The sequence below is a fragment of the Acinetobacter sp. ABJ_C5_2 genome, assembly GCF_044538485.1.
In the GTDB taxonomy this organism is placed as follows: Bacteria; Pseudomonadota; Gammaproteobacteria; order Pseudomonadales; family Moraxellaceae; genus Acinetobacter; species Acinetobacter nosocomialis_A.
In genome coordinates, this window is record NZ_JBIUCS010000004.1 from 126,465 (window position 1) to 142,521 (window position 16,057).

14 protein-coding genes are annotated in these 16,057 nt (G+C 36.7%); 10 read left to right on the top strand and 4 right to left on the bottom strand.

Annotated features, from left to right (window positions below; genetic code table 11):
- Nucleotides 1-58: 58 nt before the first annotated feature.
- The gene (locus ACH8JV_RS07490; RefSeq protein WP_396520499.1) at nt 59-697 is read right to left on the bottom strand and encodes a hypothetical protein; all 639 of its coding nucleotides are present in this window, start codon (nt 695-697) and stop codon (nt 59-61) included.
- Between the two features lie 282 nt (nt 698-979).
- Here ACH8JV_RS07490 and pilG point away from each other — a divergent pair, with 282 nt between their 5' ends.
- The 8 genes from pilG to ACH8JV_RS07530 all read left to right on the top strand — a co-directional run bounded on the left by pilG (nt 980) and on the right by ACH8JV_RS07530 (nt 12,144).
- Nucleotides 980-1,363 (top strand): twitching motility response regulator PilG, encoded by a 384-nt coding sequence (gene pilG / locus ACH8JV_RS07495; RefSeq protein WP_263614517.1) that lies wholly within the window; start codon nt 980-982, stop codon nt 1,361-1,363.
- Between the two features lie 23 nt (nt 1,364-1,386).
- Entirely contained in the window at nt 1,387-1,749 is a 363-nt protein-coding gene (locus tag ACH8JV_RS07500) for a PleD family two-component system response regulator (protein WP_004705774.1), read from the top strand.
- Between the two features lie 58 nt (nt 1,750-1,807).
- Nucleotides 1,808-2,344: a chemotaxis protein CheW gene (locus tag ACH8JV_RS07505; RefSeq protein WP_263614516.1), complete on the top strand. Its 537-nt coding sequence runs from the start codon at nt 1,808-1,810 to the stop codon at nt 2,342-2,344.
- A 46-nt stretch (nt 2,345-2,390) separates the two neighbouring features.
- Nucleotides 2,391-4,472, top strand: a complete 2,082-nt coding sequence (locus ACH8JV_RS07510) for a methyl-accepting chemotaxis protein (protein WP_396520501.1) — start codon at nt 2,391-2,393, stop codon at nt 4,470-4,472.
- A 147-nt stretch (nt 4,473-4,619) separates the two neighbouring features.
- The gene (locus ACH8JV_RS07515; protein WP_396520503.1) at nt 4,620-9,143 is read left to right on the top strand and encodes an Hpt domain-containing protein; all 4,524 of its coding nucleotides are present in this window, start codon (nt 4,620-4,622) and stop codon (nt 9,141-9,143) included.
- Nucleotides 9,140-9,607 carry a hypothetical protein gene (locus ACH8JV_RS07520; protein WP_343569653.1) on the top strand — a complete coding sequence of 156 codons (468 nt, stop codon included), beginning with the start codon at nt 9,140-9,142 and terminating at the stop codon, nt 9,605-9,607. Before ACH8JV_RS07515 ends, ACH8JV_RS07520 begins: the two co-directional genes overlap by 4 nt.
- A gap of 238 nt (nt 9,608-9,845) precedes the next feature.
- On the top strand, nt 9,846-11,255 hold the full coding sequence (locus ACH8JV_RS07525; protein WP_396520505.1) for a coproporphyrinogen-III oxidase family protein: 1,410 nt from the start codon (nt 9,846-9,848) through the stop codon (nt 11,253-11,255).
- Nucleotides 11,256-11,262: 7 nt separating this feature from the next.
- Nucleotides 11,263-12,144, top strand: coding sequence for an alpha/beta fold hydrolase (locus ACH8JV_RS07530; protein WP_396520507.1), 882 nt, complete (start codon nt 11,263-11,265; stop codon nt 12,142-12,144).
- Between the two features lie 137 nt (nt 12,145-12,281).
- Here the strand turns inward: ACH8JV_RS07530 and dapE are convergent, their stop codons facing one another.
- From dapE to ACH8JV_RS07545, 3 genes are all read right to left on the bottom strand, one after another.
- Nucleotides 12,282-13,415 (bottom strand): succinyl-diaminopimelate desuccinylase, encoded by a 1,134-nt coding sequence (gene dapE / locus ACH8JV_RS07535; RefSeq protein WP_396520509.1) that lies wholly within the window; start codon nt 13,413-13,415, stop codon nt 12,282-12,284.
- Nucleotides 13,416-13,540: 125 nt separating this feature from the next.
- Nucleotides 13,541-13,684 (bottom strand): entericidin A/B family lipoprotein, encoded by a 144-nt coding sequence (locus tag ACH8JV_RS07540; protein WP_002051109.1) that lies wholly within the window; start codon nt 13,682-13,684, stop codon nt 13,541-13,543.
- Nucleotides 13,685-13,795: 111 nt separating this feature from the next.
- Nucleotides 13,796-14,689, bottom strand: a complete 894-nt coding sequence (locus ACH8JV_RS07545) for a DUF1853 family protein (protein ID WP_396520511.1) — start codon at nt 14,687-14,689, stop codon at nt 13,796-13,798.
- Between the two features lie 104 nt (nt 14,690-14,793).
- Between ACH8JV_RS07545 and ACH8JV_RS07550 the strand changes: the two genes are divergently transcribed.
- Both ACH8JV_RS07550 and elsL read left to right on the top strand, forming a co-directional pair.
- Entirely contained in the window at nt 14,794-15,162 is a 369-nt protein-coding gene (locus ACH8JV_RS07550; protein WP_002051275.1) for a YbaN family protein, read from the top strand.
- 273 nt (nt 15,163-15,435) lie between these two features.
- Entirely contained in the window at nt 15,436-15,939 is a 504-nt protein-coding gene (gene elsL / locus ACH8JV_RS07555) for a cell wall-recycling L,D-carboxypeptidase ElsL (protein WP_396481189.1), read from the top strand.
- Nucleotides 15,940-16,057: the final 118 nt, after the last annotated feature.

Below are 16,057 nucleotides of genomic sequence, written 5' to 3' on the forward strand. Positions count from 1 at the left end.
CAGCATCATCCTGTAATTCAAATTTTATTTTGCCCCTATTCTTGATAAAGCTGTGCGCTTATTCAAGCTTTTTTAAACGTTCGATAATATTTTCATACTCTTTGTTAGTGCGGTTATAACTTTTTGAAAGTATTTCAAGTGTTTGTTTAACTTTTAAAATGTTAACTAGATTATTTTCAATCAAAGTTTTATGCCTTTCAGGAACTTTTTCACCTTTACGAAAATATTCCATTTCCTGACGTTTAAATAAAATTTTATCTTGTTGTAACTGATTGAGTTGTTCTTGCTGATAATTCATTTGTTTTTTTATTGCCAATAAAGCTTGGTCTCTTTTAATTACCGCAGTTTTACTATTGCTATATGCTTTTTTTAACTTGTTATCTTCTTCTCTGTACCGAGCTGATAATGCACGCTGAGAGGATTGGTTTAAATCAGCCTCTGAATTATAGGGATGATTTCTTTTAATGACCTGCATATTTTGATCGAGTGCTTCATATCCATAGCGGATATGAGCTGGGGTTACAGATGTGCTGATATTGGCAATGCCATGTTGATCATAATAGCGATACCAGACAGCTTTAGGAGTGTCATTGGCAGCTAAAGTTGGGGAAGATAAAAACAGTGCCCCGCAGGAGGCAATGCCTATAAATACAGACAAGCAGTTCCTATAAAAGGCGTATTTCATCCGCTTATTCATAAAATTCCCCAAAAAAGAAAGCTAAGCCACTTATTTTTAAATAGTTAATCTTAAATATATTAGTTATTATTTAACTGAATAAAAATATTAATATTATAAAAAAAATGATAATTTTTTCGAAAGTGTGATGAGGTTAAAAGTTATTGTTTATAAATGAGAAAGTAGACAAAAACCTTTCATTGAAAATAGAAGTATAGATATGTTAAAAATGCGTATAAATCTGTAAAAACAAATTTAAGTTAAATTGCATTTATATTTTATGTTATGGGGATGGAAGATTAAATGGAAGATGCGTTCCAAAATCTGAAAGTAATGGTTATTGATGACTCAAAAACTATTCGCCGTACAGCAGAAACATTATTGCAACGTGAAGGTTGTGAAGTGATTACTGCTGTCGATGGATTTGAAGCTTTATCTAAAATTGCTGAAGCTAATCCAGATATCGTTTTTGTAGATATCATGATGCCTCGTTTAGACGGTTATCAAACTTGTGCTCTGATTAAGAACTCTCAAAGTTATCAGAACATTCCCGTTATCATGCTCTCTAGTAAAGATGGTCTATTTGATCAGGCAAAAGGGCGTGTGGTAGGTTCAGATGAATACTTGACGAAACCATTTAGCAAAGATGAATTGCTAAATGCGATTCGTAATCATGTAAGTTCATAATTAAGTAATTTAAGGGCAAAGAAATGGCACGTATTCTTATTGTTGATGACTCACCAACAGAAACTTATCGTTTTAGAGAAATTCTAACCAAGCATGGCTATGATGTACTTGAAGCATCTAATGGTGCAGATGGTGTAACTTTGGCAAAAGCAGAACAGCCTGACTTAGTGTTAATGGATGTTGTAATGCCTGGTGTAAATGGCTTTCAGGCGACACGTCAGATTACTCGTGATGAAGACACTAAGCATATTCCAGTGGTTATTGTGAGTACTAAAGATCAGGCAACTGACCGAGTATGGGGCAAACGTCAAGGCGCGCTTGATTACTTGATTAAGCCAATTGAAGAAAAGCAATTGATCGATGTAATTAAACAATTTCTAAATTAACTCATCCATTCATAAAAACATAAATGGCGGGATCTAGACCCGTCTTATAGGATCGAGTATGGCCGCGAACGGATTTATCGAGTTACTTCGTTTGTCTAAACGAGGTAACAAGAATTACGCTTCAGTCCAAAATGAAGCAGAGCGATGGTCAGGAATTGCTTTTGAAATGAGAGGGCAATACTTCGTCGCACCACTTGGGGAAGTGTCAGAAGTAATCTATCCACCAAAATATACACCTGTTCCAAATACCCAAAGTTGGGTAAAGGGATTGGCAAATATTCGGGGAAGATTACTTTCAGTTTCTGACTTGGCACATTTTATTTCAGGGCAACGAAGTTCATTTTCGGCTGCCCAAAAAGTGTTATGTATTAGCCATCACGACCAATATGTGGGGTTGGTTGTTGATCAGGTCTTGGGGATCCAACACTTTAATAAAAAAAGCTTTTTTTCTCAAAGTTTAAACTTGGAGGAAAATTTAAAAGAATATTGCCAAGGTTATTTTCACCAGCACAATCAGCACTGGCATGTCTTTTTATTTAGTCGATTATTGCAAAACCCACATTATATGAATGCATCGACAAAATTTATAAACTAATTTTTATGCTGTTAATAAACAGCGTATTTTTCTGGGGAGAAGCTGTATGGGCTTTAAACTTAAAAAGAAAAGTGGCAATCGTGGTGTAAACGAAAAATCGAATGTCAACTTTGTTGCGAAAATCCAGTCACAAATTGACCAATATGCCAGTTTATTTGGGGAAAGTAAAAAGTCCAAGCCTATCCTTTATGTAGCGTCTGCATGTTTAGTATTAGCTTCAACTTCGCTCGCTTATTTATTTTATAGTGTACCTCGACATAACGAATTAACCCGTAGTATGGGTGAGTTACGTTTATTATCACAAACGATTTCTAGACAGGCTACGGAAGCAACAGCTTCTGGTTCGCCTCAAGCGATGAAAGACTTAATTGAATCGCGTCAAGTTTTCGCCAAAAATATCAAAAATGTCGAAAATATTTATGGCACATCTTCAAAAGAGTATAAGAAAGTAGCGACTCTGTGGAAATCTTTGTCTTATGACGTTGACTTGATTTCATCACAACAGAACGTAATTAACCAGTTATATAATATGAATATCTCGATTAGTGATTCTATTCCTGAGATTCAAGCTGAATATAACTTGATGGTTGATAAGATGGTCCGTGAAAAAGTACCAAGTAGTCAGGTCGTGATTGCTAAAAACCAGGTATTTATTGCGGAACGTATTTTGCGTTCTATTAACTCCGTTTTCGTTGGTACAGAGAACTCTGAAAACTCAGCGCATGACTTTAGTGTCGATATTGAGACTTTTGGTGTGTACTTAGATGCGCAGCTAAACGGAAATGCTGAATTAGGCGTAGCTAAAGTTGAATCCCCAGAAGTGCGTGAATCTTTGGAAGGTATTAAAACTGAGTATGATAAAGTTTTAAAATCTGCCGCGACATCTGTTCTCAAAAATACGAACCAGATCGTAAACGTACGTCAATCATCTAGTGAGATCTTCTCTCAATCTGATGCAATGTTAACTGCATTAGGTGAACTTTCAGATCAAACACAGTACGGTTGGCAGGCTTTTGCATTAGTTGCGTTGCTTACATTATCGCTTATTGGCTTAATTGGTTCTGTCTTAAAGCTTTTATCTCTTCGTAGTAAAGCCGATAAACAACGTGTAGCGACATTACAAGAAGAATATGATCGTAACCAGAATGCGATTTTACGTTTACTTGACGAAATTGCCGATCTTGCAGATGGTGACTTACGCTCATATGCAACAGTATCTGAAGACTTTACTGGTGCGATTGCCGACTCGATTAACTTTGCGATTGACCAATTACGAGACTTGGTATCTCGAATCCATGAAACATCACAAGAAGTTGCTCGCTATACGCAAGATACTCAAAATATTACCAACCAGTTAGCAGAGGCATCTGAGCACCAAGCACAAGAAATTGCAGGTGCATCAACGGCAATGAACGAAATGGCATTGTCTATTGACCAAGTATCTGCGAACGCTTCTGAATCTGCCCACGTAGCACAACGTTCGGTATCTATTGCATCTAATGGTGCACAAGTCGTAAACCGTTCTATTGAGGGTATGGATACCATTCGTGAACAGATTCAGGAAACCTCAAAACGTATTAAACGTTTGGGTGAGTCTTCACAAGAAATTGGTAACATCGTATCGCTCATTAACGATATTGCAGACCAAACAAACATCCTTGCATTAAATGCAGCAATTCAAGCATCTATGGCCGGTGAAGCGGGTCGTGGTTTCGCCGTGGTTGCCGACGAAGTCCAGCGTCTTGCAGAACGTTCTGCTTCAGCGACGAAACAGATTGAAACGCTTGTTAAAACGATTCAAACGGATACCAACGAAGCTGTTATCTCAATGGAGCAAACGACAACAGAGGTTGTACGTGGTGCTAACTTGGCGAAAGATGCGGGTATTGCACTCGACGAAATTCAAAAAGTATCGGGTGACTTGGCAAACTTAATTGCGAGCATTTCTGATGCAGCAAAACTTCAATCAGCTTCTGCGAGTCATATTGCTGCAACCATGACAGTTGTACAAGAAATTACTTCACAAACAACAACGGCAACCTTCGATACTGCTCGTTCTGTATCTGAATTGGCGAACATGTCGGAGTCATTACGTGAGTCAGTAACGGACTTTAAATTACCTGACTAAATTGGGGGATGAGAATAGCTATTCTCATAATAGCTATTCTTTTAAAAGTATGAGCAGCGCCAGACAAATATTGGGGAAATAGCTATTTTTCTGGTGTTGACTCTGTAGTTTTCCCCACTCAGGGGGTAAGCAAAAGAAGCCTTTGCTATGAAAGAAATATTAAAAACTTTAACTGAAGCAATGACGCTACCTGAAGATAGCTATTCTGAACAAGATGCTGAGTTTCTTGACATTTTCGTCGAAGAAATTGAAGAAATTTTTGTTGATTTGCAACCATTGCTAAATGAATGGATGCAGTCTGAGAATACTGCTACGCTCACTGAAATTCGCCGCCATTTTCATACCTTAAAAGGTTCTGGAAGAATGATCGGTGCTAAATCTTCAGCTGAGCTTGCTTGGACAGTTGAAGATACGCTCAATCGAGTAATCAATCAAAGCCTTAAGTTGACTCCAGCTATCCAGAGCTATGTTCAGTTAGTGTTTAAGTTCTATTTCCTTAAATTAGTAGATAACTTTAAGCAAAAAAGAGCACATGCAGTAGATTTTAGACCGCTTATTTTATTAGGCCAACAACTACAACAACAGCAAAGTTTAGAACCTGCTTTAGAAGAGCTTTTACAACTTTCAAATACGCTTACTGCTGAAACAGTAACTGGACTTGAGCTAGATTACATCGAGCAAGATTCATTAGTTGAGCCAATCACTCAAGATGCACATACTGGAATTGAAATAAATCTAGATGAAACTTTGACCTTGTTTATGGAAGAGGCGGAGGAGCATTTAGCTACAATTCACCAGTTCTTAGATCAAGAGCTACACCAGTATGAGAGCTATAATGCTTTAATACGCGCGTTGCATACTTTACGTGGTAGTTCTGCAATGGCACAGGTCGAAACAATTTTTGACGCCAGTACCAAAGTTGAGCACTTATTTAAAATACTATTGCAAGAAGAGCTTTCTTCTAACTCAGATGAGATTTTATTATTACAACAATATCGTGAGTTTATTAGAGATAGCTTAGAACTACTATCTAACCGTAGTTCAAGTGAACAGCTTGAAGCGAGATTACAGCAGTTTAATCAATCATGGGATGCTTACGTTGAGCAACATGGTGATCGAACAGATCCATTAACGCCGTCTCATGGCTTGGTATCACAATTATTGCTGTTAGATGTTTCTGAGCTACTAGATGCAGAATTAGATTTTGAGAAAGGAATTCGTAATGAATTTCCAAGCTATCTTGAACGTCTAAGTGAACAGGCTGACCTGTTGTTACAACATACACACTCTCAAGCAATGCTTGGTTTGCATGAATATACTAGCCAACTGAAAGAAAGCTATGATGTATTGCTTGATAAACCTGTGTTATTGCAATCAGACTATATTTTTGAGATTTATCAAAAAGCGCATCAACAGCTTATTCAATTGTTCGATGCCTTGGCTGCTGGTCAGCGAGTCGGTATTGTTAAGCAACATCAAAGTATTCTAGAAGAATTAAAACTTTATACGCTACATACTCCGAGCATTGAAAATGATCTGTCTCAGCAAGATTCGATTTCTGTTGAGCCATTATTCAATATTGAACCAGAGCTAGAAGCTGTTGTTACGCTAGAGAGTCTCTCAGACTCTGCTGACTGGACTGTATTAAGCCAAAGTGTACAGCAAGATCGCCAGTATATTTCCTCTACACAGATAAATCGAAACTTTGATGCTGACCTTTTAGATATCTTTCTTGAAGAAGCTGATGAGCTACTTGAGGGAATTGATACCGATCTCAATATTTGGGTCGGTGAGCAAGAAAACTTTGCAGCCCTGAATAATCTAATGCGGTATTTGCATACCTTGAAAGGTGGAGCAAATATGGTTCAGGCGACTTATCTTGGTTCGATTACCCATGAATTAGAAAGTATATATGAGCGTTTAATTCAAAAGCAGTTAGTTGCAACCTCACCTTTAATTGATTTTATTCGTTTGGTTCAAGATGACTTGGCTGACCGTCTGCAAATCATGCGTGAACAACAGCTAGATTATGCAGCTCCTTACACCATTAACGCGTTAAAACAAGCGGGTAAAAACTCTAACTTCCAACCTGTACCAATGGTTGAAGCACTTGATACTGAAAGTGAGATATTCTCTGAACAAGAGCTGATATCTGAAGTATTAATAGATGAGGTGCCAGCAGAAATTGAGCCTGTTCTTGCAGAATTAGAAGCTTATCATGATCAGGTATTTGATACTGTTGTTACTGAGCTAGCTACGCCAGTTGAAGCAATAACATCCGTTACATCATTGCAAGAAAATGAAGCTGTAGTTGAAGAACAGGATATTACTGCTGTTGTTGAGCAGACATTCCTAGAAGAAGCTGCTGAATTGTTAGAAATGGCTGATGTGCTATTGAAACAATGGTTTGAGCAGCGTACAAACCGTAGTATCTTGCTTCAATTACAAAGAGCTGTGCATAGTTTGAAGGGTGGCGCACGAATGGTCGGTTTAGAAGCCGTCTACGCCATTGCCTATCAACTCGAAAATACATTTGAACAATTTGCACTGCATCACTTCAACTCAAATATTTATGACCATTTGCTCGAAAGTGCAGTTGCATGGCTAAAAGATGCTATTTTCAAGCACAACTATCAGCATTTCGATGGATTACAGCAAAGTTTAGAAAATATTCAATTCTTTGAAACGAATATCCAAATCCCGGCTAAGTTAACGAAAACTGATTTGTTTAGCTCAGAACCTGTGATGACCTTTATACAAGGTGATGGTACAGAACCGCCGCCAATGATGGGCGTATGGGAGCAAACAGAACGTCTGGATCAGAACAATGAAATGATCCGTGTTTCAGCAGACTTGATCGAGAAGATGATTGATTTGTCTGGTGAGAACTCGATTAACCGTTCACGAATTGAAATGGACTTGAGCCAGTTTGGTCATACCTTGGTTGAAATGGAATTGGCTATTCAACGACTTGCCGATCAGTTACGTCGAATGGAAGGCGAGTTAGAAACACAAATTATTGCCAAACATGGTATTGAGCACTCTCGTTATACCGACTTTGACCCTTTAGAGATGGACCAATATTCATCTTTAAATCAGTTATCGAAATCTCTTGCTGAATCTGCATCGGACTTAGTCGACTTTAAAAATACGTTATCTCATAAGATCAGAGATACAGAAAGTCTGCTCTTACAACAGTCACGAATTCAGGCAGAAATTCAAGAAGGTTTGATGCGAACACGACTGGTTCCTTTTTCGCGTTTGTTACCGCGTTTGCAGCGAATTGTGCGTCAGACATCTACCGCATTGAACAGACCTGCTGAGCTTTTTGTAAATAATACAGAAGGTGAGTTAGACCGTAACATTTTAGAACGCTTAGTGACGCCGCTTGAGCATATGCTTAGAAACGCAATTGACCATGGTTTAGAAGACCGAGCACAGCGTCAACAAGCAAATAAACCGGAAGCAGGGCGTATTGAACTTAACATTCAACGTCAAGGTACAGATGTTGTCGTTGTCTTTAGCGATGATGGACAAGGTATTGATGTTGAAAAAGTGCGCCAGAAAGCACTACTCGCGGGTCTGATCAAGCCTGAACAGGACTTGGAACAGCAAGACATTCTACAGCTGATCTTCCATCCAGGTTTAAGTACTGCAGAACAGATTACTCAAATTTCTGGACGTGGTGTTGGACTCGATGTCGTACAAAGCGATATTAAGGCTTTAGGTGGACATGTTAGCGTTGACTCTGTTTACGGTAAGGGAACCACATTTACTATTCGTGTACCGACCACTGTAGCTGTAAGTGATGCCTTAATGGTGAAAGTAGCAGATCAGCAATTTGCGATTCCACTTGCTCAAATCGATCGAATTGTTCGAGTTTCGCCAGCTTCTTTAGAGCAGTATTTTGAAAGTCCTAAAGAACTATTCGAGTATGAAAATAAACGTTATCCATTACGTTATCTTTCAGAATTTGTTGGTAATCAACCAATGCCACGACTAAATGGCATGATGTATTCATTACCTGTCTTAATGATTAAAGCCAACAATGGCCAAACTGTGGCTTTGCTTGTTGACCAGTTAATTGGTTCTCGAGCACAAATTGTAGTGAAACCAATTGGTCAACAGTTCGCTAGCATTGGAGCAATTGCAGGTGCCACGATTTTAGGTGATGGACAGGTTTGCTTAATTTTAGACGGACAAAATATTGCGCGACAAATTCAGTCTACGCCGCGTCATAAGCAGCTTAATGAAGCAGTATATAGACAACGTGAATCAGACGAGCGCCGTCTCGTTATGATTGTCGATGACTCGGTAACTGTACGTAAGGTAACGTCCCGATTACTTGAACGCCAAGGCTACGATGTTGTTACTGCTAAAGATGGTGTGGATGCCATAGAGCAGCTAGAAAATATTAAGCCAGATCTAATGCTACTTGATATTGAAATGCCACGTATGGATGGTTTCGAAGTACTTAATCTTGTACGACATCATGATATGCATCAATACATGCCAATCATTATGATTACATCCAGAACAGGTGAAAAACATCGTGAACGAGCATTCTCGTTAGGTGTAAGTCAATATATGGGTAAACCTTTCCAAGAGGAAGAGTTACTAGAGAATATCGATGCTTTACTTGTAGCTTTTGAAAGCGAGGTCAAATCATGAAAGGTAGTGTAAATACATCTTTGATCGGTAATATGGACCAGCAAGAGCTACAGCATCTTATTACGGTTTCAACTGGTTTTATTGATGCCTATATCATTGAATGTAATGATCAGGTACCTATGCTGTTGCCCCAAAATATTGTGTTATCCGCTATGGACGTAAGAAATGGCGTAAAACATATTGAGTGGCATGATGTAAAGCTACCTATCTACTCAGTCCATAACGAAACTGATCAATATGCTGTAGCATTGGTTATTGAAGGGGAAGATATTAGCCAACGTTTTGCATTAATGTGTAAAACAATGCCACTTTCTGTTCGTCTACGTATTTCTGAAATTGTCGATGAAGTAGATGAGCGTCAGGAAGCTGAACAGCACCCAACAGTATTTAAATATGTGCGAATGCAAGATCGACGCTACCATATACCAAACCTAGAATATATTGAAAAAACGCTAGGTTTATAAAGAAAAAGGAACTCAAATGAGTTCCTTTTTTTATGATGACTAAATAATATATTAACAATACTAAAAGATAGATTTTTTATTTTTTAAAATATCTAAATTTATGCCTATTTTTTTATTATATAAATCCAAAATTTTTGATCTAGATTAAATTTATAAAAATAAAAATTCTGATGTTTGAAAGAATTAAATTAATTGCGTAATATATTATATTTAAATACAATATATTTATTGATATATAATGAAAAATATAGTGACTATGGACGTTGTTGCAATTAAAAATTTCATCCAAAAAAATAAAGTAAGACATTTATCAAATAAAGTTTTACATACTCATCCTTCACCTAAAATGTGGAAAACAGATTTAAAGGAAGAGGAAAATAATTACTTTTTATTAAATACAGATGCTCAATATAAGTCCATAAATTTGTATTTAGGCATTCCATATTGTATTCCTACTGATCCACCTCATTGTGGATTCTGTCTTTTCCCAACACAAGACTATAAAGGTAAGCGGGAAATGGACTTTTATCTGGATTTTTTAAGTAGGGAAGCCCACTTATATAAAGAATTTTATCAAGGAGCTAAGCTTGAAAGTTTGTATGTAGGGGGAGGTACACCTAATTTACTTCAGCCTAATGATTATATGAAACTGACTAAGGTTGTATCTTCTCTTTTTCCCAATGCTGGTATATCTAGCCCTATAGAAATGACATTAGAAGGTATCCCTCAACTTTTTAATGAAGATAAAATAAGAGCAATTAAAGATGCAGGTTTTAACCGTGTCAGTATGGGAGTACAACAGGTTAATGATGAGTTAATCGCTACAAGCGGTCGAAAACAAACGAGAAAGCAGGTTTTTGATGCAATTGAATTGTTCCATAAGTACTCTTTATCTTGTAACGTCGATTTGATCTATGGCTGGCCAAATCAAACGGTTGAGGCAATGCTAGGAGACTTGGAAAGTATTGTTCAATCAGGAATAAAACATATTACTCACTATGAGCTTAATATCGCTGGTCGTTCTGACTTTGCGACAAAACAAAAGCAAAATACGCCCTCTATTGAGAAGAAAATTGAAATGTATAACATTGCTAAACAGTTCTTAATAAGCAAAGGCTATAAACAAAAAACAGTATATGATTGGGAAAAAGAAGATAATAACCAATTAGTTTCAGAGAAATATTTATATGAAGACAACCTTAGAGACTGCTTAGATGCCAATGGGCAAAGTAAAATGACCACAATGAGTGGATTAGGTTATGCAGCGGTTAATATGAGACTGCAACCTAACTCATCAAGCATTAAATCTGTTTCAGCAATGAATCATCGAAACTTAACTGAATACTACAATGCAATATCTTTAAATAAACTTCCTGTTGAACGTATGTTTGTTCATGATCCTGAAGACGTAAAATTAATTTGGATATTTCAAGCATTACAGGAAATGAAAATTAACACCAAAAAGTACGAGAAAATTTTTAATAGCGATATTAAACTCGATTATAAGCCTATTTGGGATGCATTAGCCGAAGAAGGTTGGATAGAGCATAGTGATGAATATATTAAACTTATTAATGAAGGCGAGTTTTATACTCCACTTATTCAGGCATTATTAAGTCAACCTAGAATAAAATCTTTGCAACAGTAGAAAATAAATGTCAATTCATAAAGAGCTGCATATTTTAAAAACAGATGACCATGGTGAGTTTGCTTTATGGGAAATTGCTAAAAGCGAAAACACTCTGATAAAAAAAGAAGCAATTTTCTTATCTCATGGTGCTTTTTCAGACAAGACTGTTTGTATGGGTATTGCAGATTATTTGGCAAATCATGGGTATATGTGTTTTATTTTAGAATGGCGAGGGCACGGTACAAGCCCAAAAACAGATATACCATTTAATTTTGAAACTGTTGCTTTATATGAATATAAGACTGCATTTCATTATATTTATCAAAATTTTAATATAGTCTCTTTACACTGTGTAACCCATAGTGGCGGAGGTTTATGCTTAACAATGTTCTTGATTAATTATCCAGAATATTTAAAGAATATCCAAAGTATTACTTTTATAGCTTGCCAAGCATTTGGGGCAGTAAATAACTCTTTTGACTTTATTAAACTCTTTTCTGCAAAACTTGTTGTTAAAGGTCTAGGTCAGATACCAGCTAATAAATTTAAATTAGGACGAGTAAATGAAAGCTACTACACCATGCGGCCATGGTTTAACTGGAATTTAAAGCAAAATTTTATGAGTGAATTTAAAAATATTGATTATAAAAAACATATGAGCTCTATTAGAGTCCCAATATATTCTATTAGTGGAACTGGCGATAAATTTATTGCACCAGTTAAAGGATGTTATAAATACTTAGAAGCTTTTGAAAATCAAAATAACGTATTTCGTGAATTTGGTTACTCTAATAATAACTTGGAAAATTATTCCCATAGCCGAATTGTTTTGAGCCAAAATGCTGCTAAGGAAGTCTGGCCTACTATATTGAAATGGATAGATAAGAACTCAAAAGAAGTTCTATAAAGATTATGAAAATAAATTATTCAGGTTAATAAATAAGAATCTTATTTTAAGATTTTTAAAAAATATACTCACAGTTAAAAATAATAAAAAGCACCCTAAAGAGGATGCTTTTTATCTAATTACTGATCTTTAATATTTTAAGCAAGTAGGTTTTCTAAAATTTGCTCATAAATATCAGTTAATGGATCAAGGTCATGTACATCCACATGTTCATTAATTTGATGAATAGTGGCATTTAGAACACCCAGTTCTAAAACTTGTGCACCTGTTGGCGCAATGAAACGACCGTCAGATGTACCGCCACTAGTCGATAACTCAGTTTCAGCGCCAGTTACATTTAGAATAGCAGTTTGAGCAGCATTAACTAATTCACCTACTGGAGTCAAAAATGGCAAACCAGATAAGTTCCAGTCAATCTCATATTGCAAACCATGCTTATCTAAAATTTCATGCACACGCTGTTTCAGCTGTTCAGCTGTAACTTCTGTTGAGTAACGGAAGTTAAAAGTAACTTCTAAAGTACCTGGAATAACGTTAGTTGCACCAGTACCTGAATGAATATTCGAAATTTGGAATGAAGTTGCAGGGAAATATTCATTTCCATTGTCCCAAACAGTTTGGCATAACTGTGCTAGGGCAGCCGAAGCTTCATGAATTGGATTGCGAGCTAAGTGAGGATATGCCACGTGACCTTGTTTACCGTGAACATGTAGTACGCCATTTAAAGAACCACGACGGCCATTTTTAACAATATCACCTAATTTACTTGTACTTGATGGCTCACCAACCAAACACCATGTAATTTTTTCATTACGCTCTTCAAGTGTTTCAATAACTTTAACTGTACCGTTAACAGCAGGGCCTTCTTCATCTGAAGTAATTAAAAAAGCAATTGAGCCTTTATGATTTGGATGCTTTGCTACAAAGCGTTCAGATGCGACCACCATAGCTGCCAACGCAGTTTTCATATCAGCTGAACCACGACCATAGAGTTTGCCATCACGAATTTCTGGTGCAAATGGGTCTGAATTCCATGCTTCTAGACGGCCTGTTGGAACAACATCGGTATGTCCTGCAAAACAAAACACAGGCCCTTCAGTGCCGCGTCGAGCCCATAAATTATCGACATCTCCAAAGCGCATAGGTTCAATGTGAAAACCAGCTTTAGCTAAGCGGTCAGCCATAATCGTTTGGCAAGTATGATCAATAGGAGTAACAGAAGGCTGTTGTAAAAGTTCTAAACTAAGCGAGAGAGTGTCTGAGTGGTTCATACCGGAAACTACATGATGAGTAGGTGAAATATAGTCCGATATAATAGGCGAATCTCTGAAGGTTGGGTATTTAAAAATAAAAAAACCTTATCGAAGTGATAAGGTTTTCCGAAGCTGTGCATAACTTACATTTTATTCTCAGTTTTTTGTGCGGTATTACTTACAGCATCACCAGCTTTAGAGACATCTTTACCAAAACCCTTGAACGTATTACAGCCAGTTAATACAAATGCAATCATTACAGACGCGACTAAAACTTTTTTCATCATTTTCTCCGTTTAAATTTAATAATGAAGTAAATTTAGATTAAAAAACAAACGTAAAAAGAAACATGACTGTTTAATAGTAAAAACGTTATAAATTGTTTCTATAAGCTATACCTACTTGTAAAGTGGCATTTTTTCGTCGCTGTCGAGTCCTAAGCTTAAGAGAGGAGGATGTCTAAACATATAAAACTGAGTGTTCTCGGTGTTTCTATAATATAAACCGTCAGTCCACCAATAAGCAGTGTTTGAACTTGCTTGTTTGTTTGGACAAAGCCATTCATGTCTCTCTAGACGATAAAAATTAGAGTTAGGAATCACTGTTCCCCAAAATCCGAGACGACGGGTTGAATTTACCCAGTCTGGAATCGATTGATCTTGAGCTGAATTTAAGGGAAGGTAGAGCTGACCTTTTAGTACAGCAAAACGCTGTTGAACTTTAAAACCTAAAGCTTCTGAAAACTGAAACTGCTTATCGGTAAAGTGATAAAGCTTTTTACTCAAAGTATCTTCTCTGTTTAGGCCAATCCACTGTTCTAAATTTAATTGACCTTCACCCAAGTAATATTTTAGGGCAACTTCCCAATGTTCAACGTGTTGAGTTTCTTTATTTAAAACTAAAAAATCGAGCTCCCCTAAAGTTTTTGCGCCCTCAATTTTTTGAATACTATGACCTAATAACTGATAAGAATGATATTGATCTTCTTGTAACCAAAACCAAAGTAAATTTTCAAAACGTAAGCCTAAGCGTGTGCTTTTAAGCCGAGACATAAACTGAAGTAAAGGTTCTGGTGTTTCGTCGAGTTGTTTTAAACGTGGTAAATAGTTCTGAAAATGTTGTTCCCAAATCTGATCAGGGTGTAATTGAAAGTTATGCTGAATAGTGAGACTTTGGGGAAGATGACAAAGTAAATTGGGACTAGCAATAGTAAACGCTAATTGTCTTACCATTGGATGGTTGAACTGTAGCCATGGCTCAAAATAGGATGTTTTAACTGAAGCAATATTCATACGTTTAGTACTCGAAATAATTCATCCCAATTTCATGGTCGATCAACAAAACAATACCAGAAAAACACTTTATACTACGATCAACAATAGCTTAAGGTTTATATATGCGAACATTGTTTTGGCGAACTCTGGTCGTGATTTTTATCACGCTTGGTATTATTGGAGCAATTTTACCAGGCATGCCGACAACAGTGTTTCTTATTCTGGCTGCTTGGGCTGCCTCAAAAGGATGGCCTCAGATGGATGCATGGCTATTAAATCATCCAAAATATGGACCAACTCTACGTGACTGGCGAGCCAATGGTACGGTACCACGTAAGGCAAAATGGATTGCAAGCATTATGATGACCGCAAGTGGTATTTTAATGCTGTTTACCTCTGCGCCATTTTGGGTGAAAGTTTTCACTGATACTACCATGCTCGTTGTTGCAATTTGGTTATGGCTACGCCCTGAGCCAAAATTAAAAGATTGATAATCTTTTAATTTTGGCGCAAGACAAGCAGTGAAACTGCGCGTAGATAAAAGAAGATTGATAATCTTTTAATTTTGGCTCAAGACAAGCAGTGAAACTGCGCGTAGATAAAAGAAGATTGATAATCTTTTAATTTTGGCGCAAGACAAGCAGTGAAACTGCGCGTAGATAAAAGAGCATTAATAATCTTTTACTTGCGATGTATGACAAGTTTCCCATTAATTTTTATTAAAGCTCAAAATAGAGTTGAGTTTATATAAGAGAAGAAATTCCATGTCCCAATTTAAACTTGAAAATGCAGATATTCTTATCGATTTAGCAAACCAAACTTTAAGCCTCCCTAAACATAATAAGTTTTACGTGGTTTCTACAGGTAAGAATGGAATAGGGGAACAAGAAAATACCGGCAAAACTCCACGTGGATGGCATCGTGTTGCCCAGAAATTTGGTATGCAGTCCCCTAAAAATGCAGTTTTTATTGCACGTAAGCCAACAGGCGAAGTCTATAGCAGTGAACTCGCTACACAATTTCCAGAAAGAGATTGGATATTGTCACGCATTCTTTGGTTAGATGGTTTAGAAGAGGGCTTTAACAAAGGAGATGGGCACGACACTATGCAACGTTATATCTATATTCATGGTACACCTGATAAAGAACCGATGGGTGTTCCAATGTCACATGGATGTATTCGAATGCGTAATGATGAAATCATTGAATTGTTTGATTTAGTCCCTGAAGATGCTCTTGTTTATTTGTCTGAACAATCTTTAACCTAAATTCTGTTTTTAAACATTCTTGTTTTATTCGTCGAATGATCAAAATATTAAAATAAGTGCTTAAATAAAATACAAAAAATTGTTTTTTACTTAATAATGACTTATTTTTAATCATTCA

What these genes read in the sequence shown, in the direction of transcription:
- ACH8JV_RS07545 (WP_396520511.1), bottom strand. Translation starts at nt 14,689, where the DNA reads ATGAATATTGCTTCAGTTAAAACATCCTATTTTGAGCCATGGCTACAG.
- ACH8JV_RS07540 (WP_002051109.1), bottom strand. Translation starts at nt 13,684, where the DNA reads ATGATGAAAAAAGTTTTAGTCGCGTCTGTAATGATTGCATTTGTATTA.
- ACH8JV_RS07550 (WP_002051275.1), top strand. Translation starts at nt 14,794, where the DNA reads ATGCGAACATTGTTTTGGCGAACTCTGGTCGTGATTTTTATCACGCTT.
- ACH8JV_RS07530 (WP_396520507.1), top strand. Translation starts at nt 11,263, where the DNA reads ATGTCAATTCATAAAGAGCTGCATATTTTAAAAACAGATGACCATGGT.
- ACH8JV_RS07490 (WP_396520499.1), bottom strand. Translation starts at nt 697, where the DNA reads ATGAATAAGCGGATGAAATACGCCTTTTATAGGAACTGCTTGTCTGTA.
- ACH8JV_RS07505 (WP_263614516.1), top strand. Translation starts at nt 1,808, where the DNA reads ATGGCCGCGAACGGATTTATCGAGTTACTTCGTTTGTCTAAACGAGGT.
- ACH8JV_RS07515 (WP_396520503.1), top strand. Translation starts at nt 4,620, where the DNA reads ATGAAAGAAATATTAAAAACTTTAACTGAAGCAATGACGCTACCTGAA.
- ACH8JV_RS07510 (WP_396520501.1), top strand. Translation starts at nt 2,391, where the DNA reads ATGGGCTTTAAACTTAAAAAGAAAAGTGGCAATCGTGGTGTAAACGAA.
- ACH8JV_RS07520 (WP_343569653.1), top strand. Translation starts at nt 9,140, where the DNA reads ATGAAAGGTAGTGTAAATACATCTTTGATCGGTAATATGGACCAGCAA.
- ACH8JV_RS07525 (WP_396520505.1), top strand. Translation starts at nt 9,846, where the DNA reads ATGAAAAATATAGTGACTATGGACGTTGTTGCAATTAAAAATTTCATC.
- elsL (WP_396481189.1), top strand. Translation starts at nt 15,436, where the DNA reads ATGTCCCAATTTAAACTTGAAAATGCAGATATTCTTATCGATTTAGCA.
- ACH8JV_RS07500 (WP_004705774.1), top strand. Translation starts at nt 1,387, where the DNA reads ATGGCACGTATTCTTATTGTTGATGACTCACCAACAGAAACTTATCGT.
- dapE (WP_396520509.1), bottom strand. Translation starts at nt 13,415, where the DNA reads ATGAACCACTCAGACACTCTCTCGCTTAGTTTAGAACTTTTACAACAG.
- pilG (WP_263614517.1), top strand. Translation starts at nt 980, where the DNA reads ATGGAAGATGCGTTCCAAAATCTGAAAGTAATGGTTATTGATGACTCA.